A 22,249-nucleotide genomic window follows, 5' to 3' on the forward strand; every position below is an offset into this window, starting at 1 on the left:
CGATATCTTTCAAGATCACCCCATGAATAACAAACCAAAGAACAAGTTTACGGTGAAAATCATTTTGAGCTATGCCGTTCTTGCCTTTTTAGCGGCTGTCTCAGGTTACTTTATTTATACCGAGATACGAACCTATACTTCATCGGAAACCGCCCTGGAAAATGACATCAAACTTTTGAAGACAGGCGCTTTTCTTACGGAACTGTATGAAGCGGAGGGCCTCTCAAAACTGGCACTTCAAACCAAAACAAGAACCAACTTTACCAGCTACACACAAAAAATCGATTCTATCTTTTTACAGATCGACACCCTGAAGCAGCTGACCTCAAGTGCGAATCAAAAAACCTTATTGGACAGTGTTCAGACATTACTTAACCAAAAGGTGGCCAACAGCAAAGATCTCATTTCGCTCAAGGTAAATACAGACCCCAATAGATCTATAGACAAGGCCTTGGAAGAGTTCAAGAAAATGCAGGCCTCCTATGGGAAACTCACGATAGAGAACTTTGAAAAAAATCCGGAACAGCTTACCCCGTACAAGAGAAAAGTACTGGCCGATTGGGTGGCCTATCTCAATGCCAATATTCCTGCCGATTCGGCCGCCGTGCCCGATGCCAAAACCATTGATTCCATAATCGACGCTTCAAAATCACTTTTGGCCCAAGCGAAGATCAACAATACCAAGACGCAACGATCACTTACCGAAAAGGAAATCGACCTCAGCCGGAATGATCTGGAACTTTCCAAACAGCTGCAGACCATTATCAGTGCGTTTGAACAAGAAGTCGTAGTCAATACCTATAACGACAATCAAAAGAAACAGGCTGCCCTAAAACGAAGCATTCGCTTAGCCGGATTCGCAGCCTTGTTAGGCTTGCTCATCGTATCGTTGTTCGCCTTTTTGATCAATCGTGATTTTTGGAAGATCCAGACCTATCGCCAAAAGTTGGAAAAGGAGAAAAAGTATTCCGAATCCCTGTTAAAAAGTCGCGAACAATTGATTTCAACGGTCAGTCACGATCTTCGTACTCCCTTGAATACTATAGGAGGATATACGGACCTACTTGAAAACACCGATCTTAACGACAAACAATTAGGATATGTGAAGCATGTCAAATCTGCATCGGGCTATGTGGGTAATTTGGTCAATGACCTTTTGGATTTTTCAAAATTGGATGCCGGAAAACTTAATATCGAACAGGTGCCCTTTGTCGCCGCCCATCTTATTCAAGAAACGGCAGAGAATATCGAAGCCTTGTATCGCGATAAAAAATTAAAACTACATCTTGAAATAGACTCTCAGCTCGACAAACCCGTTTTGGGCGACCCCTTTCGTATTCGCCAGGTACTCTCTAACCTTATTGGCAACGCATTTAAATTTACAGAGGAAGGTTTTGTAAAAATCAAGGCAAACGGAAAAAGTGGTAAAGGCAATGCCCTAGAACTAAAAATAACCATTGCCGATACCGGAATCGGTATTGCCAGCGACAAGCAAGAATTGATTTTTAAGGAATTCACCCAAGCGGAGACGGATACCGAAAAAAGATTCGGAGGGTACGGACTCGGACTAACGATATCCAAAAAGCTGGCCGAATTACTCCATGGCTCCCTTGAATTGACAAGTAAAGTTAACGAAGGAAGTACGTTCACGTTGACCCTTCCCCTGAAATTGAGTGAGAAGCCTGTGAGGCAAAAGGAAAAAGAGGCGCCCTATATGGCAAAAAAATTACGCCTTCTTATCATTGATGATGATACTTCGCTTTTGCAGATGTTGAAAGAATTGGCCGAGAGTATGGGTATTGTTGCGCATACGTTCACCAATTTCCTCAAAGTAGAGCACGACTCACATTTAGATTATGACCTGGTGCTCACCGATATTCAAATGCCCCAAGTGACTGGTTTTGAAGTACTGGACAAACTAAAATCAGGATTATACTCCCATTACAAATCACAACCGGTCATTGCAATGACCGGCCGAAGAGACCTTGAACCGGAAGCCTACATCTCTATCGGATTCGATCAGGTGCTGCAGAAACCGTTCTCTAAAGGCGAACTGGTCGCTGCCCTAAAGCTATTAGGTGTCAACACCGAACAAAAGGTGTTGCAAGAACAACCGGCCCGCCGGATAAACCATGAATCGGATATTTATAATCTTGACATTATCCATTCGTTTCTTGGGACCAACGAAGATGCGATATTCGATGTCTTACAGACCTTCTTGAGGGACACCCGAACCAATATGGAACTACTAAAAGAGGGTATTGCTATCGGCGATTATGCGCACATCAATCAAGTGGCCCATCGAATGCTACCGATGTTCAGACAATTGAAAGTAAATAGCTGTGTCCCTATTCTAGAAACTATGGAGCTAGCTAAAAAACAAACCTTAGGAGACCATGCGCTACAGCAATTACATAAGAAATTGATACGACATGTCGATGTACTGATTGCTGCTCTGGCAACGCGTTTGGCTACAAGTCCAAGTTATAGTGATTGATTCTGTTGTAGAGTGTTTTGCGGGTGACCTGAAGTAGTTTTGCGGCCTTCGATTTGTTGAAGTTCGTTTTTTTCAGCGCCTTGATAATCCGGTCTTTTTCAAACTCGGATTTCGAAAATCCCTCCAAGGTGTTGGGCTTGTTTACAGGATGAACCAATTCTTTAGGCAAGGCTTCCGATTGCACTTCATCAGAGGTAGTCAATAAAACCGCTCTTTTAATGACATTTTGAAGCTCCCGTAAATTTCCGGGCCAATGATACTGATTGAATATTTCCCAGACGACGTCTGAAAATCCGTGTACTTCCTTTTTAAGATCAGCGTTCGCTTTCTCAAGAAAGTAATCCGCAAAAAAAACAAGATCCTCCAAACGTTCTTCCAAGGAAGGTAAATGGATAGAGAACTCGTTTAGCCTATGATATAGGTCTTCACGAAAATCACCTTTTTCAACAGCTTCATGTAAATCTTCATTGGTCGCGGTGATGATACGTACATCGACTTCGATCTCTTTAGTACTGCCTATTCTTTTGATCTTTCTTTCTTGTAATGCCCGCAACAACTGTATTTGATTTTCATACGAGAGGTTACCTACCTCATCTAAAAATAAGGTTCCTCCATTTGCTGCCTCAAAGTTTCCTATCTTATCTTCAACCGCACCTGTAAAACTTCCTTTGAGGTGACCGAAGAATTCGCTCGTCGCCAATTCTTTAGGGATGGCACCACAGTCTACCGCAATAAAATTATACTTGCTTCGATGACTATTGTCGTGTATCGCTTTTGCAGTCACTTCCTTGCCAGTACCACTTTCCCCGGTGACCAGTACTGACATATCCGTAGGTGCGACCAACTTTATGTACTCATCCAATTTCTTTGATGCCTCACTGATTCCTGTGATTTTCGTATTGGTTTTGTTTTGTCCAGATTCCGAGGTCTTTGCCAGTGGGGATTTGACAACTTCTTTAATGGATGCTTTGGAGGGGGCATCGAGCGCTTTCTCGATTAATTGTACGATATCATCAGGGGTAAAGGGTTTCGATATATAGTCGAATGCACCTTTCTTCATAGCATCTACCGCTGAGGCTACCTCCGCATAACCCGTCATTAATATCACCTGGGTTTGAGGATTAACGGCTTTGATGTCTCCCAGTAACTGAATGCCGTCATAATCAGGCAAACGAAGGTCTGTCAAAACCAAATCGAAATTCGTATTCTTGAATTTTGATTTCGCCTCGGGCGCATTGAAGCTGGTTTGAACGTCGTATCCACGTTTGGTCAAGAAACGCTGCAACATCTGACAGAATGCTGCGTCATCCTCGATAATCAAGATGTTTGGCATAAAAACAAAGTAGTTTTATCTATCTACGTAAAATTAGGACATGAGAGCTATCTCGATTCTAAATTTATCATAAAAGATGTCGAAATCAACCTATTTTTCAACACCATCCAGGACCCGAATCTAGGCACATGTCAAAAGAAAAAGACCCCACTTTACGTAGGGTCTATTTGCACTGGCGAAGTAAATTCAAATGGTATGATTAGGGGTCAGATTGTTCGATACAAAAAAGAAAGGGAATGTTAAACATTCCCTTTCCGACCAAACCAACTTGATACAAAACAAATAACTCAAGTTTACTCTTATAATTCTATCCAGTTACCTTCAGCATCAGCATACAAAGTTCCTGAAGTACCATCTTCCAATGAAACTTCCAACTTGAACTGCTGGGCTTCGTTTACATAGGCCTTATCGATTGTAGCTGTTGGGTAGTTCTTCGCTACCGCCGCCGTTACCGCTTCCGGTAATTCAGCAACCGCCATCTCTGAAAATTCATCTTGGGTTGCGGCCGCTTCCGTTGCTACTTCTTCAACAGAAGTCTCGGCATCTTGTGCAAACGTGGTCAAACTTCCAAAAACTAATGCTACTACTACTATTATTTTTTTCATGATTTTAATTTTTACGTTCATAATTAAACTTGTCAATTCTATTGAAAATATGATACCAAAACCATTGATTTTTGTAACTCGCTGAATTTCAAAACATTATTTCCAAGCCTCATTTTTAGCGGTGTATAATTGTGTGTAGTCATCCCGCGAAACGTGTAAAAAGTAAACGAAAGGATCTAGCCAATTTTAAGAATATCCTTGATAGGATTATCTTGAATTCGGTATTTGAATTAACAAAAAAGCCCTACCAATGAAGGCGGGCTTTAAACAATCAAACTAACTCGTGTATACGTATACGCCGTATACTAACTACATTTCAATCCAGTTACCTTCGGCATCAGCGTAAAGCTCAACTGATTCACCATCTTCTTTGGCAACCTCTAATTTGTACTGTGCTGCTTCATTCACATAAGCTTTGGAAATTGTCGCACCGGGATGCGCGGCTTCCAATGCCGTGGTAATCGCCTCCGGTAATGCTTCAAGGGCGATTTCGGCAAAAGCTTCTTGCTCTTCCATTACTTCAGTTGCTACAGATTCTACCGCAGTTTCTTCTTCTTGTGCAAAAGCAGTCATTGTTCCCAAGGAAAATGCTGCCATTAATACTACTTTTTTCATCTTACAGTGTTTTAAAAAATTAGATTTTATTTGTTTTGAAAATCACTTAGATATATGGGAAAATGATGCCATGTGGGTTTCCTACCTCTCAAAACACTCAATTATCTGAATATCAGGTTATTAGAAAATAAATGTTTGTGAGCTAATTGTATAGCAGTGTGTAATTAAACAGAAAAGTGTGTAAGTCTTACACACTTTAATTTCGGCGAGGTATTGAGGGACAGGGAGTTATACTATAAACCCTATCTTCTCGGGCGGGTCTAAAATTGATTGGGATCGAACTCGATCAAATGCCTGAAGTTCGCTATGCCTGTTCTAGCTGACCTGATGAGAGAGCTTAAGTAAATCGTTCACGGTTTTTACAGGATTAAAAGTGGCTGAAGCTACCTCAACAAAAAGCGTGTTCCAAAAGGCCATTCCCCCATTCCAGAGCCCTGGAAGTTCAAGTGCCTTCAAATCTTTACCATCTTTCGTCTTTGCCGTAATGAAGCCTTGCTTATGATCGACGAAATTTAAAAGATTATACTTCTTTCCTTGAAAGTCGCGCACCCCACAAACCAAATCAACCGGATTAAAGTGCGTGGCGTTCTTTAAGATGCCCATTTGTGCGTCATCGGCCGTATCGATTTGGGCGGACTCGATAATCTGTAACGAAACATTTCCGTTGGCATCCTTAATCCAAAATGGCCCTCCACCGGGTTCTCCTTCATTTTTGACCATCCCACAAATTCGAATAGGACGATTGATTTTATCCTTTAATACCTTCACCTTGTTTTCAGTAGTCAAAGAATCATAGGTGTTCGAAAAACGAACGTTTAAATTCTCCTCTAGAAAGTCCTTGATTTCCCCCAAATGAGCGTCACTGACTTGATGGGCCTCCAATAACTTGGCATAGGCGAAGGTTTTTTTCTGCATTTTCATCAATAAGCCCGCCAACACTTTTTTACTGTGTGTAACCGCAGCCGTATTTTCAGGAACAACCACATTATCGATATTCTTGATAAAAATGATATCGGTATCCTGTTCATTGAGGTTTTCTATAAGGGCTCCATGGCCACCTGGTCGGAACAATAAGGAACCATCCTCGTTACGAAAGGGCGTATTATCCATATTCACGGCAATGGTATCCGTAGAAGCCTTTTGATAGGAATAGTCTACGTCAAAGGCTGTATCCGTTGCCGCTGACACACGTTCCCATACGGTATTATACTCGGTTGAAAATAGTTGCGTATGTTGCTCCGATATCGTGAAATGTAGCATTGCCCTACCGGCCGATTTCGCGTAATTGGCCCCTTCTTTCAAATGTTCTTCAAACGGCGTAGCGGTATGCTCTCCATACTTGTGAAAAGGCAACAATCCTTTGGGATAAAAACCATAGTTCAACGCATTATCGGAGAGCAGTTCCTTTACGAAAAGGTAGACCTCCTCGTCATCTGAATTCGCTTCACCCGAAATTCTATTTTGAACTAGATCATAGAAAGGGAAGTTTTGGCGGTGCTGCGAAAATTGTTTCATGGCGGAATCCCCTGTTCGGTCTATATAGGCAGCCATACTTTCTTCGGACGGGTCATAGGCATCCAAAAAGTTGAAAAGTGCTTTGAACATCCGGGATGCTGCCCCCGAGGCCGGAACAAATTTCAGTAGGGAAAGATTGTTTTTTGATTCCTCGAAAGTCTTGATCAAATCCGCTTCATCCGCAGAGGAAAACTTTGAAATTCCATCGCCAACAATGGCTGCTTTTTCCAAATCAACGAAGGGAATACCTTCTTTGAAGGTTTCAATTTGGGCATTGACTTTTTCACGTGATATGCCCTTTTGTTCCAATGTACGTAAGTCGTTTTCTGAAATTCCACTCATTTTTTCAATAGTTTATCAATGTGTTCCACTGCAGTTTCCAAGCGTTTCTTTTTCCCTCCTTTTACAAGTATATAATTACGATGGTACTTTTCCAAAGTATTTTTAAAATAGGCAAACATTTCTTGACGTTGATTGGGCTTGTCCCTCAAGTCATCGCCTTCCCAAGGCACATCGATATAGGTTAAAATGTACAGATCATAACGGTTTTCAAGAGCGAACTTCTCCAGAACAGGGTCGCAATGTCCAACGTAATAGGCTTCAGAGTATACTTTTGTCTCCAACAGATCCGTATCACAGATAAGCACATCCGTAGCTTTCTTTGTCAATTTATTTTCCAGAAGCATTTGTCCGGCAGCAATAGGTAGCAGATCATGGGGCTCACAGGTCTTCCGTTCGTTATTCCACTTATCCTGTAAATACTCACGCGCATATTCGGGAACCCATACGGTGTGATAATGTCGGGCGAGCTGTTCGGAAAGGGTCGTTTTTCCGGTCGATTCAGGGCCGAACAAAACCACTTTTACGATATCTGAAGGCTCTTGTCTATACTTTTTTTCCATGCAACATACGCCTGAATAGCGAGTACGGTAAAGATAACATATTGTAAGGACAGCATACCCCAACCACGATAGGCATATAAGGGTATGGTAATCAAATCGGCGATAATCCAAAGGGTCCAATTCTCCAACTTCTTCAAAGCCATATACCACATCGCGGTAAAGAAGAGGCCAGAGGTAAAAATATCGATATAGTTCGAAGGCGCAATTTCATAGCCAAATACGCGATATACTCCGAAGTTGATGGCCATGGTCGCCAAAAATAAACCTACGCCTATGCCTTTTTCCTTAGGGGTCGTTCTTGAAATTTGCACTACTTTTTGATTGTCTTTTTTCCGAGACCAGTTCCACCAGCCATATATACTCATGGCCGACCAATAGAAATTCATCATCATATCGCCCAATAGCCCGTCACGAAAAAAAAGGTATACGGTGATTACCGTGGCCACCAGCCCGGTCGGATATACTAAAATATTCTCCTTTTTCGCGTACCAGACACTCAAAATACCGGTAAAGAAAACAATGCCCTCGAGTATGATGATATAGGTTTCCTTTCCACGATACGCATCGAGGAAAAAATCAAAAATGTGGTTCATAATCGCTACGGTCGGTTTTTACGATCTTCATAAACAATAGCCCTTTATCCATTAATTCAAAGGCCGTTTTTATTTCGGCGTTCAACACACCCATTACGGTGTCGTAGTTACCATACACTTGAGTACTCAAGGGATTTTCCATCACGGTCAAGCCCGAACTTCTCAACTTTTTGATGAAAGCTATAATGTGATCTTCAAAATCATTTTGTAAAGGGGAGAATGTCAATTCTATTGAGATATTCATATATCAAGGTTCAAAAAAAGTGTTCAATATCAGTATGAAAAACAGGGCTCATTTGAATACGAATGGCCTTTGTCATTTCTTAGGTATTGTGTGCATATACTAAGGTAAACTCTTCAAATTCCATAAAGGAAATGACATATTCGGAGCGTTGCCCTTTATAGAGAATCTCTCCGCGCGTTCGGGTATCCGTCAATGAAAAATCGGTGATGCTGATATGGTGTAAAAAACTAAGTCCGGGTTCGGCATATATTTTATACAAAGCCTCCTTACAGCCCCAAACAATGGTCAATTTACGTATCAAAGCCTCGGTATTGGCAATAGTCCGGTATTCGGATATCGGAGTAAATTTATGGGCAATCCTGAGTATTTTGTCACGTTGTTTTTCAATATCGATGCCTACTTCATACATATCACTAACAATGATACCGGTAAAATGATTCGAGTGGGTAATCGATATTCGTTTGCCATCCTTTAAGTGTGGTTTACCATGATCATCATAGTACAGATCGGCGTCTACATAGCCAGCTTCGGCCATCAAATGACGAATACTGAGAAAGCCTCTGCGGTGCATCTCTGATTTCATCCCATGCATACGCTGCTGACAATGTTCAGTAAGCGTGACGTCTTTCGCAAGGGCAGCCTCCGTTTCTTCAATTTTCCAAAGGTACACCGTGGTACTTGGGCCAACCGTTAATGTATTGTAAAGCGGCATTTTGTTCTTCTATAGTTTTTGTACCTTTGCAAGCGCAAAAAGACCAGGAATCACTGGTACAACGAAAGTAAATATAAAAAAGAATATGAGCACGCAAACCCTTCCTTACGTACCGTATAAAGTAAAAGACATTTCCCTCGCTGACTGGGGACGGAAAGAAATCAATTTGGCCGAAGCCGAAATGCCAGGATTAATGGCGCTTCGTGAGGAGTACGGTTCCGAACAACCACTCAAAGGTACGCGCATTGCGGGATGCCTGCACATGACCATTCAAACAGCGGTTTTAATAGAGACCTTGGTAGCACTCGGCGCGGAGGTCACCTGGAGTTCTTGTAATATTTTCTCCACTCAAGACCACGCCGCGGCAGCCATTGCAGCAGCTGGAATTCCGGTATACGCTTGGAAAGGAATGAACGAGGAAGAATTCGATTGGTGTATCGAACAGACGTTGTTTTTTGGGGAAGAGCGCCAGCCTTTGAATATGATTCTGGATGATGGAGGTGATCTGACCAATATGGTTTTAGACACCTACCCTGAATTGGCTGCAGGAATCAAAGGGCTTTCAGAAGAAACCACTACAGGAGTTCACCGCTTATACGAACGCGTAAAAAACGGAACCCTGCCAATGCCGGCGATTAATGTAAACGATTCGGTAACCAAGTCTAAATTCGACAATAAATACGGTTGTCGTGAAAGCGCGGTAGATGCTATTCGAAGGGCAACGGATACCATGTTGGCGGGCAAACAAGTTGTGGTGGCAGGTTATGGAGATGTGGGTAAGGGTACCGCCGCTTCATTTCGAGGGGCCGGGGCCATCATCACCGTGACCGAAATCGATCCTATTTGTGCCCTACAGGCCTGTATGGATGGTTATGAGGTAAAACGATTAGAAAGCGTATTGCACAAGGCCGATGTGGTCATCACTACTACAGGAAACAAGGATATCATTCAAGGGGAGCACTTCAAAGCAATGAAAGACAAAGTCATTGTCTGTAATATCGGTCACTTCGATAATGAAATAGATATGGCCTGGTTGAATGAAAACTATGGCAGCACCAAAGACGAAATAAAACCACAGGTAGACAAATATACCATTGAAGGGAAAGACATCATTGTCTTGGCAGAAGGACGTCTGGTCAACTTAGGGTGCGCAACTGGCCACCCAAGTTTTGTGATGAGTAATTCCTTCACCAACCAGACCTTGGCGCAAATCGAACTATGGAAAAATAGTGACAACTATAAGAATGAGGTATACATGCTGCCAAAGCACTTAGATGAAAAGGTAGCCAAGTTACACCTATCTCGCCTTGGAGCAGAGCTTACCGAATTACGACAAGATCAAGCGGAATATATCGGGGTAACCGTAGAAGGGCCCTTCAAGCCTGAATATTACAGGTACTAGACAAGGCCTTATTAAGCTTCGAGACCCTCACCAATCGTGAGGGTTTTTTTAGCTACATATCGAGCCATTTTTTAAACTTCGTAGTCCGTTCTCGAGAGACGATTACCTGTTCTTCGACCTTGGGTAATATCTTGAGCTTCAATCGACTGTTGAAATAGGTGTGGATTTCCTCCACAGAATTGACCGAGACCATAAACTTACGGTTGATCCTAAAAAACTGAACAGGATTCAATATCTCCTCCAACTGATCTAGGGAATACTCAACAGGATAGGCCTGACCTGTAAACATATGAAGAAAAATCAACCCCTCATTCGATTTAAAATAGGCAATATCCGAAACGTTGAACGATTTGAACTGATTACCCACCTTCACCATAAAACGATGTTTGTACTCTTTTTGAAATAGGTTACGGATCTGTTCGAGATTTTGATTGTCCCATACTTTTGGCGAAGTCCCATTGGTCCTTCGAAACTTGGACAAGGCTGTGCGGAGATCGTTCTTGTCGATAGGCTTTAAGAGGTAATCCAATCCATTGTACTTAAAACCTCGAATCGCATACTCGTTATAAGCAGTCGTAAAAATGACAGGTGGATGCTCTTGCAACTGATCTAAAATATCAAACCCATAACCATCATTGAGTTGGATATCCAAGAAAATCAATTGCGGCAAAGGATTGTCCTTAAACCATGCTAAACCATTTTCCACGGAAGTAAGTTGCCCTACGATTTCAATTTCAGGCGCTAGCTCTGAGATCAGCTGGGCCAACCTTCTAGAGGCGATATGTTCGTCTTCAACGATAACAGCTTTCAAATCATAGGTCTTTTTAGTATATCTATCCAGAAACCGTTAATACGGGACTTTCCAAAACACTTCGATCCAATAAGGGCATGGTAACCCTAAAACAAGAATCATCTGACTCAACAGTGACCTGCTGGTTGGTATAGAACGAATATCTTTTTTGAATGTTCTTGATTCCCAATTGGGTCGATTCTTCTTTTAGTTCACGTTTTCTTAGGGTATTTTCTACCACAAGGGCGATTTTACCTACGGTATACACTTTGATATGCATCGGTTTTTCATTCGAAAAATAATTGTGCTTCATGGCATTTTCCACCAACATCTGTAATGACAGTGTCGGAATAGAATAATCCGAAGCCCCAACCCCGATCTTCGTCTCGATACGGATTGAATCGGTATGGCGTACGTTCATCATGAAGATAAAGGAATCGAGAAAACCCAATTCTTTCTCTAGGCTGACCACATCGGCTTCCTTATTATCCAAAATATAACGGTAACTGGAGGCCAAACGGGTTACAAAATCCGAGGCGATATCTCGGTCTTCGTACATCAAAGAAGTCAATGTATTCAAGCTATTGAACAAAAAATGCGGGCTGATCTGACTTTTCAACGATTTGTATTTTGACGTCATGATCTCTTTTTGAAGCTGATCCATCTTCAGCTCCAAGTCTTTTTTTTGTTTCGTAGCGAAATAGAAGCTATTGAAAACGATGATCGTAAGACCTAAGAGTAACGCCCGAATCCAGTCCACTCGAAACTGCAAGCCTTTATCAGCGGCATTGATCTGACAGATATGATCGAGTTCGTAAATACCTAGGTAATAGACAAAAGCAGAAACTGGAATCAAAAATACCATGGTCATCGCTAGAATTTTCAAACTGTTTTGAAAATCCAATCCTGTACGGGTCTTCAGCTGCCTTTTGATCAAGAAATCATTGATTTCCCAAGTGAAAAGGGTCAAAAAGAGCGCAGAAGAGAAGTAAAATAAGGAAGCCGGATTAAACAAGGCCTCCTCTTCACCATGGTTGATTGTCAGCTTGACCCCAAAAAAGATAACGAGCACCACTAAAAAGCGAAATCCGAATTTACGTATCGATTTGTTTTTAAATATTCGAAGCATAGTACCCTAAAAATAGGTATTCGTTGCAAAACCATCTCGCTGACCACGCTGTAATGTTGAATATCATTTTGAATTGTCATAAATACGCCTTGACCTGAGAAAGCGTATCCATATGAGAATTCATTGCAGGTCAAAAGCGATATTCAACAGTCCAACGCTTTAAATAACAACTACGGTTTCTTTATTAGGAATGCGAAAGTTCTGAGTACATATTTGGTCATCTTAAAAAAATGAAATGATGAAGAACTATCTATTTTTACTTGCAATTGGACTGGTCACAATGGGCAAAGCACAAACCGGAACCATCAAGGGTGTTGTCAACGACAAACAATCTGAAAGCCCGTTAATGGGCGCCACAATCGAACTATTGAATACTACCGATGCAAAAGGAGTCGTTACCGATGAGAATGGCCGCTTTAGCCTAAATGCTGTTCCCACTGGAAGGCAGGTCATCCGCATTAGCTATATCGGATACGAAAGTTATACCGTACCTAATATCGAAGTGACCACCGGCAAAGACGTTTTTCTCAATATCGGTCTCACCGAGGCTTTTGAACAGCTCGAAGAGGTAGTGCTCACCAGCAATACCAATAAAGACCAACCGTTGAATAAGATGTCGACGGTATCGACCCGGCAGTTCGGACTTGAAGAGGTCACCCGTTTTTCGGGTGGTAGAAGCGATGTCGGTCGCTTGGCCGCTAATTTCGCGGGGGTATCTTCCCCTGATGATAGCCGGAACGATATTGTGGTCAGAGGAAATTCTCCAACCGGTCTACTATGGCGTTTAGAAGGAATTCCTATTCCAAGTCCTAATCATTTTGGCACTGCAGGAACCACTGGCGGACCCGTGTCCGCCCTCAATCCGAACATGCTTAAAAACTCTGACTTTCTGACTTCGGCCTTTGCTGCTGAATATGGCAATGCCCTTGGAGGTGTTTTTGATCTGGGTTTTAGAAATGGAAATACCGATGATTATGAATACACCTTACAATCGGGCATCTTCACCGGTCTTGAGGCCATGGGTGAAGGTCCACTCGGAAAAAAGAACGGGTCTTTTTTGGTCGCGATTCGCTACTCGCTGATCGGATTACTTGGTGTAGGGGCGGGAGGTACATCGGCCGCTCCGAACTACACGGACCTTTCGTTCAATGTAAACTTTGGAAGAGGTAATCTAGGTATGCTCTCACTATTTGGTATCCTTGGGTCTTCGGATATCGATTTTTTAGGGGATGACATCGATCCCGATGACCTTTTCGCCGCAGAGGATGAAAATACCTTTGTCAAATCACGCTTTGGCGTAGTAGGTCTAAAACATCAAATCAATATTGGGGATAATTCGTATTTGAGGAGCATTGTCTCCACTTCATTTTCCGGAAATGATTTTAAGGTAGACCGTTTCGTCAACATCGATACTCCTCAAGAAAGCACCATCCGCTACACCTTGGCAGATGAGTCGGAAAATCGCTTGACGTTTTCCACACTCTTCAATTCAAAGTTGAATAATAAGAGTACGCTGCGTATGGGAGTACTAGCCGAGAATTTTAGCGTAGAAAGCCTGTTACAAGATCGCACGGAACAACCCGATACCGATGGTGATGGCAATCCTGACCTGTTCACTTTTAGGAATATCGATGAAAATGTGCTACTGGTACAACCCTTTGTTCAAGCACAATTCAGATTGACCGAAAACCTGACCCTGAACGCGGGACTACATTCGCAATACAGCAGTCTTAACGATCAGTTCGCTTTAGAACCCAGGGCGGCCATGACCTACCAAGTTGCGCCCAGCCACACCCTCAATCTGGGGTACGGCCTTCATCAACAACAGCTACCCTTGCCCATTCTGTTTCTAAACGAAAACGTCAATGGCAACTTGATTCAGACCAATAAAGAACTCGATTTCGTGCGGAGCAACCATTTTGTTCTTGGGTATGATGTGAAACTGGCCCAAAACTGGAGAGGGAAACTTGAAGTGTATTACCAAGATATTGATAAGGCAGGGGTAGAATCGTTTCCATCAAGCTATTCCACCTTGACCGAGGGAGCCGATTTCGGGTTCGATAACGATAGGGTTTCCCTTATCAATGAAGGTACGGGCTACAATCGTGGTATCGAGCTTACGCTAGAACGGTTCTTTAACAAGGGCTATTACGGACTCTTGACCGGATCATTTTTTCAAAGTAAGTATACGGGAAGTGATGGTGTTGAGCGCAACACGCCGTTCAATAACGAATATGTGGTCAATCTATTGGCAGGACGCGAATTCAAGGTGGGAAAGACCAGGAAGAACATCTTATTTCTTGACACAAGGTTAACCACGTCTGGGGGACGCTACTATACTCCTGTTAATTTACAGGCCTCACAACAATTCGGTTTTGAAGTTTTGGAAGACGGCTTAGCGTTCAGCGAACAATTCGACCCTTATTTTCGGTGGGATTTCAAGTTCGGTCTGAAAATCAATAGCTCTAAAAAGAAGCGATCACATCAATTCTACGTCGACTTACAAAACGTAACCGCCAACGAAAACATTTTCACCAGACGGTATAACCGCTTGACCAATCAGGTGGATCAAGTAAACCAAATCGGATTCTTTCCTGACTTTGGATACAAATTTCAATTTTAAATGTAACAACACTATGGAATCAAAGTCTAATAGCAAGATGAAGGTAGTGACCCTTTCCGACAGTAGAAGAAGAAGATTGTTGGAAAGCTTGCAAAAAACAATTTGGTGGAGCGGTAGCTTGTCCATTGAACGCAAAAAAGCATAACAAGTCAATTGAAAATGGCATGAAAAACACGGTCGTAGAAAATAAGGAAATATCAATCTTCAGAACTTCCGTAGTGGATACGGGCGATATTCAAAAAATCGAATACTTACTTAATACCATAGTAGGTAAAAGGAATTGGAACTTCGATCTAGAGGATAAGGACAACATTCTGCGCATCAATGCAAGCCTATCCGTCAATTCATTTTTGGCCCAAGAACTTCGCAAATCGGGCTTTGAATGTACGGAACTATGGTAAAAACCAACTCGTCCATAAGATCTACGACGGCCGGTGATTCCATTCTGTCCCGAACAGATCAGGCTTTCACAGCGTTAAAAATCTGTTATTTTGTTTAATAAAATATTTAAATCATTAAACGTTTTGTATATTTACACTTCTAGAGTAGGATTATTCTTGTAAATTTTTTACTATGCCGCTATTTAATCTTTTTAAGAAAAAATCGGAAAAAGAAGTACTTCAAGACAAGTACAAGAAATTGATGGGCGAAGCGCATAAGCTTTCGACCTCAAATAGAAGGTTAAGTGACGAAAAAGTAGCGGAGGCTGAAGAAGTTCTAAAACAAATGGAAAATTTAGCTTGAATTTGAAAAAAATTAGCTTTATTTAGCCTTAATTTAGAGTATTTACAAGAAAATAGTAGTATATGGATTTAATGGAAAGAGTGGCCGAATTTGAAGGACGCAAAATGTCCGGAATGACCACAAGTGATCGAGTTTCTTCCTCAAGGGAAGTAAAAGCTCTCATCTTAGAAATAAACGAGATTTATAAAGAGACCAAAGAGGTCGAATTGATGGATATCATGAAGCGTTTAACTGTTTTGAAGAAAAAAATAGAAAAGCGGCTGAAGGGTAATCCGACAATTTAAGCTGTAAAGTAGTGGCCGTGGTGATGCCACGGTCTTCTTCTATTTTTTTGATATGAAATTACTTGAAAAATTAAAAGTCCCATCTTCCCCCAACATATCAAAAACCGCGTCCCGACCAAAAGCTCATTTTTACCATATCGCACTTACCGACCTACAGGGCGAAGCCGTGCAACTATCCGATTTTAAGGGAAAGCATATCCTCATAGTCAATGTTGCTTCAGAATGTGGTTTCACGACGCAATACCGCGATTTACAAGAACTCAATGATACCTACAAAGACCAGCTCGTAGTAATCGGCGTTCCGTGCAATCAATTTGGCAAGCAAGAACCTGGATCGGCAAATCAAATACAATTTTTTTGTGAACGTAATTTTGGTGTTACTTTTTTATTGACGGAAAAAGTCGACGTAAAAGGACCCCAGCAACATCCACTTTACAAATGGTTGACCCAAAAAGAATTGAACGGCGTCAAAAACAGCTCGGTCAAATGGAACTTTCAAAAATATTTGATTGATGATAAAGGTAGCTTGATAGATTACTTCTACTCTATTACCAAACCCATGAGTTCGAAGATTACGAAACACTTCAGCTAGTTCTAAAATCCGTACATGTCTACCAAAAAGAAACCCGACAATGTCGTTTTTGACGAAATAACACAGCGTTACGATGCCTCACTCAAACCGTACGCTTCCGACGTGGGCGCCCCGGCGATCACCACTACCGATACCGTGGCCTGGAAAAACAGGAATATCCATGCGGTCAACAAGCAGATCAATGCCAAATACCTTGAGCTCAAACAAGAGTACGATGCATTGATCGAACGATTTGAATACAATAACCTGGTCTACAGCGCGAAATTCAATTTCGAGCCTGTTGTGGGCAACACCTACCACCTCTATAGAAATAAAAAGCAAGAGGCATTTTTATCGGTGATCGCACCTCAGGAGTGCAATTTTGACTACGTGGGCACCTTCAAATTAAATGCCGATAAATTATGGGATCGTATAGAAATTCAAGTTCAAACAGCGGAATAAGAGGTATTAACCTATGACAGAAAGAGAATTAGATCGAATAATCGAAATGGCCTGGGAAGATAGAACCCCATTTGAAGCCATTGCATATCAGTTCGATCTTCCTGAAAAGGAAGTCATCAAAGTGATGCGTAAGCATCTAAAACGCAGTAGTTTCAACCTCTGGCGAAAACGGGTAAACAGCGGTGTCAGCAAAAAGCATTTGAAAAAGCGTAATCCCGAAATCGATCGCTTCAAATGTTCGCGTCAAAAACTCATTTCAGGGAATAAAATCAGTAAGCGTTAAATGACCTTGTTCGAGAATGACATAGTCCATTTTCCGACCTCTTATGCAGAAATCGTTGAGCGTATTTCGCAAGTGGAGCCCATACCCTATGGCCGGTCGCGCAATTATATCGATGGTGCCGTCACCTATCTCTCCCCCTATATTTCTCGAGGGGTCATTTCAACAAAGCAAGTTTTTGCCTATGTGATGGAACAAGGATACCCGACAGCACAAATTGAAAAGTTTATTCAAGAACTGGCCTGGCGCGACTATTGGCAGCAAGTTTGGATTGCCAAAGGAGCTGTCATCGATACCGACTTAAAAAGGCCACAAGAACGGGTCTCCAATCACGGCATACCAAAAACTGTGGTGAATGCCAGCACTAAAGTTCAGGCGATAGACGCGGCCATATCCGAATTTTACGAGACTGGTTATGTACACAACCATGTACGTATGTATCTCGCCGCAATTTGCTGTAATATGGGGCAAAGTCATTGGCACTACCCCGCCCAATGGATGTACTATTACTTACTTGATGGTGATTGGGCCAGTAATGCCTTGAGCTGGCAATGGGTAGCGGGCACCAATAGTTCTAAAAAGTACGTAGCCAACCAAGACAACATCAACACGTACTGTCATACCCGGCAAAAGGGTACATTTCTCGATGTTGACTATGATCAATTTTCCGAAATGGAAATCCCGGAAGAACTAGAAGCGACCACTAAGGAAAAGTGGGTGACCCCACTTCCTCAAAAACTTGCCATTGAAGTTGATTCGGAGCTACCGACTTATATTTACAACTACTATAACCTTGATCCAAAATGGGATTCGGAAATCAAAGCCAATCGCATTCTACTTCTAGAACCCGCTGTCTTTGAACGTTACCCGATTTCAAAAAAAAGCGTTGACTTCATGCTTGAATTAGGAAAAAATATTCCTGGACTCCAAGTCTTCGTTGGGGAATTCGACTCTCTTGGCAAAGAATACAATTTAGGGGCCGTTCATTTCAAGGAGCATCCGTTAAACACCAATTACAAAGGGACTGAAACAGCACGCGATTGGATGTTCGATGTCGCAGGCTATTATCCGTCGTTCTTCGGGTTCTGGAAAAAATGCAAAAAACAACTGATCTATTGATATGCACTATACCAAAAAAGATATTGCAGAAATGGACCGCATTCAGCGGATAAAGTACATCAACTCCGTTTCGGGAATAAAACCTGCAAACCTCATCGGTACTATTTCAGAAGAAGGCGAGACCAACCTAGCCATTTTCAGTTCGGTATTTCACTTGGGCAGTGACCCGGCCCTACTGGGCTTTATTACCAGACCCACAGATGAGATCCCAAGACATACCTATGAAAATCTGATGCAAAATCGGCAGTATACCATCAATCATATACCCAGTAGTTTGGTAGCAAACGCACACTATACCTCGGCAAAACTGGAACGGGATCAATCGGAATTCGAGTCCTGCGGGTTCACGCCACAATTTCTACCCGATTTCAAGGCCCCTTTTGTTCAGGAAAGCGTTTTAAAATTAGGAATGTCGTTTCGGCAAACCATACCCATTGAACTTAACGGAACTATTTTGGTTATCGGTGAAATTGAACACCTTATATTACCAAATGCCGCAATCGATACCGAAAATGACATCAATCTTGCCCATATCAACGGTGTGGGCATCTCGGGTCTGAACACCTATTACGGTTTATCAAAAATCGGCCGCTTTCCGTATGCCCGACCTGATGAAATTCCGGATTTTAAAAAATGAAAAAGAACCAACTGCCCGAAAAGATATGCCCGGTTTGTGACAGACCCTTTTCGTGGCGTAAAAAATGGGAAAAAAACTGGACGGATGTTACCTATTGCAGTGAAAAATGTAGACGAAATAAATGAATGCCGTAAATCTGATATTTCCGCACCAACTATTCGAAAAGAGTGTATTGATCGATAATGGGTTACCTGTATATCTAGTCGAAGAGTTCCTCTACTTCAAGCAATATCCTTTTCATAAGCAAAAAATCGCCTTCCACAGGGCGACCATGAAGTATTATGAAGCTTACTTGATACAGAAAGGTATAAACGTCAATTATATAGAGGCCATAGAGTCGACTGCTGATATCCGACAATTAATTCCGGCCCTAGCCGAAAAAAAAATCGATCATATAACGTATATCGACCCAATCGATGATTGGTTGCAACGACGCATTCAAAAGGCCTGTGCAGCGCATGAAATGGAGATGACCAGCCACGAATCGCCGATGTTCTTGAATACCAATGAAGAGCTGTCCTCTTTTTTTAAACCGGAAAAAAAGAAATTCCACCAAACTAGTTTTTACACAGACCAGCGAAAAAAGCGCAACATCTTACTGTACGACGATGGGAAGCCTGAAGGTGGAAAATGGACCTTCGATACCGAAAACCGAAAGAAGTATCCAAAGAAAAAAACACCCCCTACAATACAATACCCCGATAACACATCTTACTTTGAAGAAGCCCAAATTTATGTAGCACAACATTTCGAGGAGCACTACGGCAAACTTAATGGGCAACCCCTGTATCCGGTTACCCATCAGCAAAGCCAAGATTGGTTAAGTCAGTTCTTGAAACAGCGTTTTGCAGAGTTCGGTGCCTATGAAGATGCCATAGTCGCCGAGCATACCATCTTGAATCACAGCGTACTGACGCCTATGTTGAATGTAGGCCTGTTGACACCAGAGGAAGTTGTTGAAAAGAGCCTCGTTTTTGCTTCGGAAAACGAAGTGCCTGTGAATTCAACGGAAGGTTTTATTCGTCAAATTATCGGATGGCGCGAATTTATCCGTGGCATTTATGTGACGAAAGGCCGCTATGAACGCACCAGGCACTTTTGGAACTTTACTAGAAAGATTCCCCCATCGTTTTATGACGGTACAACAGGGATTTATCCCATTGACAAAACCATCAAAAAAGTATTGAAAACAGGATATTGCCATCATATTGAACGCCTTATGGTGCTCGGCAATTTCATGGTACTCTGTGAATTTGACCCTGACGAAGTATATCAATGGTTCATGGAATTGTTTATCGACGCCTATGATTGGGTCATGGTACCCAATGTATACGGCATGAGCCAATTCGCCGATGGCGGACTGATGTCGACCAAGCCTTATATCAGTGGAAGCAACTATTTGATGAAAATGAGCGACTATGACAAGGGCGATTGGCAAGACATTTGGGACGGTCTTTTCTGGCGATTTATGCATACGCGTCGTGACTTCTTTTTGTCGAATCCGAGACTGGGAATGCTCGTACGTATGTATGATAAAATGTCAAACGAAAAAAAGCGCGAGCATATTGAAAATGCCGAAGTCTTCTTAAAAGAACTATGATGACACTATATCTCTTACGTCTCTTATTTGATTTCGGTTTGGTCGTACTTATTTGGGCGGTGCAGCTCATTATCTATCCGAGCTTTCAATATTATGGGGCAGCACAGTTGCTTCAGTGGCATCAAAAGTATACGGCAGCGATTTCCTTTATCGTGATCCCCCTGATGTTCGGGCAACTCATCACAGCTGCTTCACAATTGATTTCGGACCGAAATCTTTTTACCATTGGAAGTCTTATACTGATCGCTCTGGTTTGGCTGAGTACATTCACCCAATTCGTTCCGATACACGGAGCCATTTCATCAGGAAACGACTCTCCGGAACTACTAAAACAACTGGTTTCCAAAAACTGGATACGAACTGTTTTATGGACAGCGATTTTCTTGTGGACATTCCTCAGAACACGCTAAAATCATGTATCTTATGAGAGCTATGATAACGAACCTAAAATCGAATAAATGAAGCTTATCCTCACGGGAGCTACGGGGACCCTCGGCTCTCAAATTTTATTTTCATTGCTTGAGCAAAAATTTGAGCGTATTCAGAAGATTTACCTTCCTGTACGAAAAAAGGCCACGGCCCAGCCCCTACAACGCATTCAAAACATGTTGGGAAGCACGAATGTGCCCAAATTCATACGCGACCGGCAACATGCCATCCTAGAAAAAATCGAGGTTGTGGACGCGCAACGGATTCTTGAACCAGAAACATTTTTGAAGACCGAGCGTATCGATTATTTCATTCATTCGGCAGGCTATGTAAACCTGTCTACGAATCCCCAGGCTAGGGCAGCCGTTTTTAAGGAAAATTTTGACTTCACCAAGGCTATTTTTAATAGCTATAGCCATCTGATAAAAAAATTCGTTTATATCAGCACCGCATTTTCCTTCGGAGATGTGGGCGGAACACTCAAGAATGACCAAGACGAAAATCGTACCGGAAACTACCGCAACCACTACGAAGCCTCAAAACGGGCGTCCGAAGAGTTTTTGTTACAGCAAGGAAAGCTCAAAAATATCCCTATCCAAATTCTAAGGCCCAGTGTTTTAGGTGGGAACATTGAAGAGGCCCCTAATTTTTTCATCTCAAAATATATGGTCTTCTACCTCTTCGCGAAGTTCTTTTACAACAATTCCTCTAAAGATAAAATCCGAATTACCACCGATCGTAGCACAGGACTCAATATCGTTCCCACTGATTATGCGGCCAATGTCATCGTAAAAGTCTTGGAGAAGGATATTGAGCAACTGAATATCGTGCATACCCATGAGACGAACATGATCAAAGGGATTACCAGGGTATTGGATGCCGTCGGATTTTCAAACTTCACCTTTACGGAAGAGCGAATCACTAAGGCCACCGGGTTCACTTCAAAATTGGAGGAGTTCTACTATGAAACGATAGGGGTGCACCTTCACCCGTACCTGAATTCAAAGCCCAGTGAATGGGATACCGCTTTACTGGAAAGTATTCTGCCCATGCCCCATTATAATTTGGAAGAGTATCTATTGCAAACCGTGACCTTTGCCAAGGCCGCCAACTTCAAGAACCAAAAATGGTAACGGAGGCCTAAAGTCTTTTTAATTCGAATA

At 42.2% G+C, this 22,249-nt stretch carries 26 protein-coding genes; 16 read left to right on the forward strand and 10 right to left on the reverse strand.

Annotated features, from left to right (window positions below; translation table 11 throughout):
- Positions 1-22: 22 nt before the first annotated feature.
- Complete coding sequence (locus ACKWCA_RS03275; RefSeq protein WP_413976704.1) at positions 23-2,497, forward strand: hybrid sensor histidine kinase/response regulator; 2,475 nt, start codon at positions 23-25, stop codon at positions 2,495-2,497.
- On the opposite strand, the gene ACKWCA_RS03280 is transcribed toward ACKWCA_RS03275, so the two are convergent.
- From ACKWCA_RS03280 to ACKWCA_RS03315, 8 genes are all read right to left on the reverse strand, one after another.
- On the reverse strand, positions 2,472-3,830 hold the full coding sequence (locus ACKWCA_RS03280; RefSeq protein ID WP_413976705.1) for a sigma-54-dependent transcriptional regulator: 1,359 nt from the start codon (positions 3,828-3,830) through the stop codon (positions 2,472-2,474). The two genes, ACKWCA_RS03275 and ACKWCA_RS03280, sit on opposite strands and share 26 nt — an antisense overlap.
- A 299-nt stretch (positions 3,831-4,129) precedes the next feature.
- Positions 4,130-4,435 (reverse strand): hypothetical protein, encoded by a 306-nt coding sequence (locus ACKWCA_RS03285; protein ID WP_413976706.1) that lies wholly within the window; start codon positions 4,433-4,435, stop codon positions 4,130-4,132.
- A 309-nt stretch (positions 4,436-4,744) separates the two neighbouring features.
- A complete protein-coding gene (locus ACKWCA_RS03290; protein ID WP_413976707.1) occupies positions 4,745-5,050 on the reverse strand; it encodes a hypothetical protein in 306 nt (101 codons plus the stop codon).
- Between the two features lie 315 nt (positions 5,051-5,365).
- A complete protein-coding gene (locus ACKWCA_RS03295; RefSeq protein WP_413976708.1) occupies positions 5,366-6,907 on the reverse strand; it encodes a DUF4301 family protein in 1,542 nt (513 codons plus the stop codon).
- On the reverse strand, positions 6,904-7,467 hold the full coding sequence (locus ACKWCA_RS03300) for an AAA family ATPase (RefSeq protein ID WP_413976709.1): 564 nt from the start codon (positions 7,465-7,467) through the stop codon (positions 6,904-6,906). The genes ACKWCA_RS03295 and ACKWCA_RS03300 overlap by 4 nt, the downstream gene beginning before the upstream one ends.
- Complete coding sequence (gene pnuC, locus ACKWCA_RS03305; protein ID WP_413976710.1) at positions 7,428-8,060, reverse strand: nicotinamide riboside transporter PnuC; 633 nt, start codon at positions 8,058-8,060, stop codon at positions 7,428-7,430. Before pnuC ends, ACKWCA_RS03300 begins: the two co-directional genes overlap by 40 nt.
- Complete coding sequence (locus ACKWCA_RS03310) at positions 8,044-8,304, reverse strand: hypothetical protein (RefSeq protein ID WP_413976711.1); 261 nt, start codon at positions 8,302-8,304, stop codon at positions 8,044-8,046. The genes pnuC and ACKWCA_RS03310 overlap by 17 nt, the downstream gene beginning before the upstream one ends.
- Positions 8,305-8,383: 79 nt before the next feature.
- Positions 8,384-9,016: a 4'-phosphopantetheinyl transferase family protein gene (locus tag ACKWCA_RS03315; protein ID WP_413976712.1), complete on the reverse strand. Its 633-nt coding sequence runs from the start codon at positions 9,014-9,016 to the stop codon at positions 8,384-8,386.
- Positions 9,017-9,101: 85 nt separating this feature from the next.
- On the opposite strand from ACKWCA_RS03315, the gene ahcY reads away from it, so the two are divergent.
- Positions 9,102-10,418 carry an adenosylhomocysteinase gene (gene ahcY, locus ACKWCA_RS03320; protein ID WP_413976713.1) on the forward strand — a complete coding sequence of 439 codons (1,317 nt, stop codon included), beginning with the start codon at positions 9,102-9,104 and terminating at the stop codon, positions 10,416-10,418.
- A 52-nt stretch (positions 10,419-10,470) separates the two neighbouring features.
- On the opposite strand, the gene ACKWCA_RS03325 is transcribed toward ahcY, so the two are convergent.
- Together ACKWCA_RS03325 and ACKWCA_RS03330 are read right to left on the reverse strand one after the other, a co-directional pair.
- Positions 10,471-11,229: a LytR/AlgR family response regulator transcription factor gene (locus ACKWCA_RS03325; protein ID WP_413976714.1), complete on the reverse strand. Its 759-nt coding sequence runs from the start codon at positions 11,227-11,229 to the stop codon at positions 10,471-10,473.
- Between the two features lie 22 nt (positions 11,230-11,251).
- Positions 11,252-12,337 carry a sensor histidine kinase gene (locus tag ACKWCA_RS03330; protein ID WP_413976715.1) on the reverse strand — a complete coding sequence of 362 codons (1,086 nt, stop codon included), beginning with the start codon at positions 12,335-12,337 and terminating at the stop codon, positions 11,252-11,254.
- Positions 12,338-12,572: 235 nt separating this feature from the next.
- On the opposite strand from ACKWCA_RS03330, the gene ACKWCA_RS03335 reads away from it, so the two are divergent.
- The 14 genes from ACKWCA_RS03335 (at position 12,573) to ACKWCA_RS03400 (ending at position 22,219) form a co-directional block, all read left to right on the forward strand.
- Positions 12,573-14,960, forward strand: a complete 2,388-nt coding sequence (locus ACKWCA_RS03335) for a TonB-dependent receptor (RefSeq protein WP_413976716.1) — start codon at positions 12,573-12,575, stop codon at positions 14,958-14,960.
- 13 nt (positions 14,961-14,973) lie between these two features.
- Positions 14,974-15,105 carry a hypothetical protein gene (locus tag ACKWCA_RS03340; RefSeq protein WP_413976717.1) on the forward strand — a complete coding sequence of 44 codons (132 nt, stop codon included), beginning with the start codon at positions 14,974-14,976 and terminating at the stop codon, positions 15,103-15,105.
- Between the two features lie 19 nt (positions 15,106-15,124).
- On the forward strand, positions 15,125-15,361 hold the full coding sequence (locus ACKWCA_RS03345) for a hypothetical protein (RefSeq protein ID WP_413976718.1): 237 nt from the start codon (positions 15,125-15,127) through the stop codon (positions 15,359-15,361).
- A gap of 172 nt (positions 15,362-15,533) precedes the next feature.
- Complete coding sequence (locus ACKWCA_RS03350; protein WP_413976719.1) at positions 15,534-15,704, forward strand: Lacal_2735 family protein; 171 nt, start codon at positions 15,534-15,536, stop codon at positions 15,702-15,704.
- 62 nt (positions 15,705-15,766) lie between these two features.
- Positions 15,767-15,988 carry a hypothetical protein gene (locus ACKWCA_RS03355; protein ID WP_413976720.1) on the forward strand — a complete coding sequence of 74 codons (222 nt, stop codon included), beginning with the start codon at positions 15,767-15,769 and terminating at the stop codon, positions 15,986-15,988.
- Positions 15,989-16,040: 52 nt separating this feature from the next.
- Positions 16,041-16,580, forward strand: a complete 540-nt coding sequence (locus ACKWCA_RS03360) for a glutathione peroxidase (RefSeq protein ID WP_413976721.1) — start codon at positions 16,041-16,043, stop codon at positions 16,578-16,580.
- Positions 16,581-16,595: 15 nt separating this feature from the next.
- Positions 16,596-17,021, forward strand: coding sequence for a DUF2452 domain-containing protein (locus ACKWCA_RS03365; protein ID WP_413976722.1), 426 nt, complete (start codon positions 16,596-16,598; stop codon positions 17,019-17,021).
- 13 nt (positions 17,022-17,034) lie between these two features.
- The gene (locus ACKWCA_RS03370) at positions 17,035-17,304 is read left to right on the forward strand and encodes a TIGR03643 family protein (RefSeq protein ID WP_413976723.1); all 270 of its coding nucleotides are present in this window, start codon (positions 17,035-17,037) and stop codon (positions 17,302-17,304) included.
- Entirely contained in the window at positions 17,305-18,420 is a 1,116-nt protein-coding gene (locus ACKWCA_RS03375) for an FAD-binding domain-containing protein (protein ID WP_413976724.1), read from the forward strand. It begins immediately after the preceding gene.
- A gap of 1 nt (position 18,421) precedes the next feature.
- Complete coding sequence (locus ACKWCA_RS03380) at positions 18,422-19,057, forward strand: flavin reductase family protein (protein ID WP_413976725.1); 636 nt, start codon at positions 18,422-18,424, stop codon at positions 19,055-19,057.
- On the forward strand, positions 19,054-19,182 hold the full coding sequence (locus ACKWCA_RS03385; protein ID WP_413976726.1) for a DUF2256 domain-containing protein: 129 nt from the start codon (positions 19,054-19,056) through the stop codon (positions 19,180-19,182). Before ACKWCA_RS03380 ends, ACKWCA_RS03385 begins: the two co-directional genes overlap by 4 nt.
- Positions 19,179-20,657 (forward strand): cryptochrome/photolyase family protein, encoded by a 1,479-nt coding sequence (locus tag ACKWCA_RS03390; RefSeq protein ID WP_413976727.1) that lies wholly within the window; start codon positions 19,179-19,181, stop codon positions 20,655-20,657. The genes ACKWCA_RS03385 and ACKWCA_RS03390 overlap by 4 nt, the downstream gene beginning before the upstream one ends.
- Entirely contained in the window at positions 20,654-21,067 is a 414-nt protein-coding gene (locus tag ACKWCA_RS03395; RefSeq protein WP_413976728.1) for a hypothetical protein, read from the forward strand. Before ACKWCA_RS03390 ends, ACKWCA_RS03395 begins: the two co-directional genes overlap by 4 nt.
- Before the next feature lie 48 nt (positions 21,068-21,115).
- Positions 21,116-22,219: an SDR family oxidoreductase gene (locus ACKWCA_RS03400; protein ID WP_413976729.1), complete on the forward strand. Its 1,104-nt coding sequence runs from the start codon at positions 21,116-21,118 to the stop codon at positions 22,217-22,219.
- The last annotated feature ends 30 nt before the right edge of the window (positions 22,220-22,249 follow it).

This window comes from Maribacter corallii, from assembly GCF_047345415.1.
In the GTDB taxonomy this organism is placed as follows: Bacteria; Bacteroidota; Bacteroidia; order Flavobacteriales; family Flavobacteriaceae; genus Maribacter_C.

Excerpts from the sequence above, each read along its gene's own strand:
- ACKWCA_RS03275 (WP_413976704.1), top strand. The coding sequence starts at position 23 with ATGAATAACAAACCAAAGAACAAGTTTACGGTGAAAATCATTTTGAGC.
- ACKWCA_RS03280 (WP_413976705.1), bottom strand. The coding sequence starts at position 3,830 with ATGCCAAACATCTTGATTATCGAGGATGACGCAGCATTCTGTCAGATG.
- ACKWCA_RS03285 (WP_413976706.1), bottom strand. The coding sequence starts at position 4,435 with ATGAAAAAAATAATAGTAGTAGTAGCATTAGTTTTTGGAAGTTTGACC.
- ACKWCA_RS03290 (WP_413976707.1), bottom strand. The coding sequence starts at position 5,050 with ATGAAAAAAGTAGTATTAATGGCAGCATTTTCCTTGGGAACAATGACT.
- ACKWCA_RS03295 (WP_413976708.1), bottom strand. The coding sequence starts at position 6,907 with ATGAGTGGAATTTCAGAAAACGACTTACGTACATTGGAACAAAAGGGC.
- ACKWCA_RS03300 (WP_413976709.1), bottom strand. The coding sequence starts at position 7,467 with ATGGAAAAAAAGTATAGACAAGAGCCTTCAGATATCGTAAAAGTGGTT.
- pnuC (WP_413976710.1), bottom strand. The coding sequence starts at position 8,060 with ATGAACCACATTTTTGATTTTTTCCTCGATGCGTATCGTGGAAAGGAA.
- ACKWCA_RS03310 (WP_413976711.1), bottom strand. The coding sequence starts at position 8,304 with ATGAATATCTCAATAGAATTGACATTCTCCCCTTTACAAAATGATTTT.
- ACKWCA_RS03315 (WP_413976712.1), bottom strand. The coding sequence starts at position 9,016 with ATGCCGCTTTACAATACATTAACGGTTGGCCCAAGTACCACGGTGTAC.
- ahcY (WP_413976713.1), top strand. The coding sequence starts at position 9,102 with ATGAGCACGCAAACCCTTCCTTACGTACCGTATAAAGTAAAAGACATT.
- ACKWCA_RS03330 (WP_413976715.1), bottom strand. The coding sequence starts at position 12,337 with ATGCTTCGAATATTTAAAAACAAATCGATACGTAAATTCGGATTTCGC.
- ACKWCA_RS03335 (WP_413976716.1), top strand. The coding sequence starts at position 12,573 with ATGATGAAGAACTATCTATTTTTACTTGCAATTGGACTGGTCACAATG.
- ACKWCA_RS03340 (WP_413976717.1), top strand. The coding sequence starts at position 14,974 with ATGGAATCAAAGTCTAATAGCAAGATGAAGGTAGTGACCCTTTCCGAC.
- ACKWCA_RS03345 (WP_413976718.1), top strand. The coding sequence starts at position 15,125 with ATGAAAAACACGGTCGTAGAAAATAAGGAAATATCAATCTTCAGAACT.
- ACKWCA_RS03350 (WP_413976719.1), top strand. The coding sequence starts at position 15,534 with ATGCCGCTATTTAATCTTTTTAAGAAAAAATCGGAAAAAGAAGTACTT.
- ACKWCA_RS03355 (WP_413976720.1), top strand. The coding sequence starts at position 15,767 with ATGGATTTAATGGAAAGAGTGGCCGAATTTGAAGGACGCAAAATGTCC.
- ACKWCA_RS03360 (WP_413976721.1), top strand. The coding sequence starts at position 16,041 with ATGAAATTACTTGAAAAATTAAAAGTCCCATCTTCCCCCAACATATCA.
- ACKWCA_RS03365 (WP_413976722.1), top strand. The coding sequence starts at position 16,596 with ATGTCTACCAAAAAGAAACCCGACAATGTCGTTTTTGACGAAATAACA.
- ACKWCA_RS03370 (WP_413976723.1), top strand. The coding sequence starts at position 17,035 with ATGACAGAAAGAGAATTAGATCGAATAATCGAAATGGCCTGGGAAGAT.
- ACKWCA_RS03375 (WP_413976724.1), top strand. The coding sequence starts at position 17,305 with ATGACCTTGTTCGAGAATGACATAGTCCATTTTCCGACCTCTTATGCA.
- ACKWCA_RS03380 (WP_413976725.1), top strand. The coding sequence starts at position 18,422 with ATGCACTATACCAAAAAAGATATTGCAGAAATGGACCGCATTCAGCGG.
- ACKWCA_RS03385 (WP_413976726.1), top strand. The coding sequence starts at position 19,054 with ATGAAAAAGAACCAACTGCCCGAAAAGATATGCCCGGTTTGTGACAGA.
- ACKWCA_RS03390 (WP_413976727.1), top strand. The coding sequence starts at position 19,179 with ATGAATGCCGTAAATCTGATATTTCCGCACCAACTATTCGAAAAGAGT.
- ACKWCA_RS03395 (WP_413976728.1), top strand. The coding sequence starts at position 20,654 with ATGATGACACTATATCTCTTACGTCTCTTATTTGATTTCGGTTTGGTC.
- ACKWCA_RS03400 (WP_413976729.1), top strand. The coding sequence starts at position 21,116 with ATGAAGCTTATCCTCACGGGAGCTACGGGGACCCTCGGCTCTCAAATT.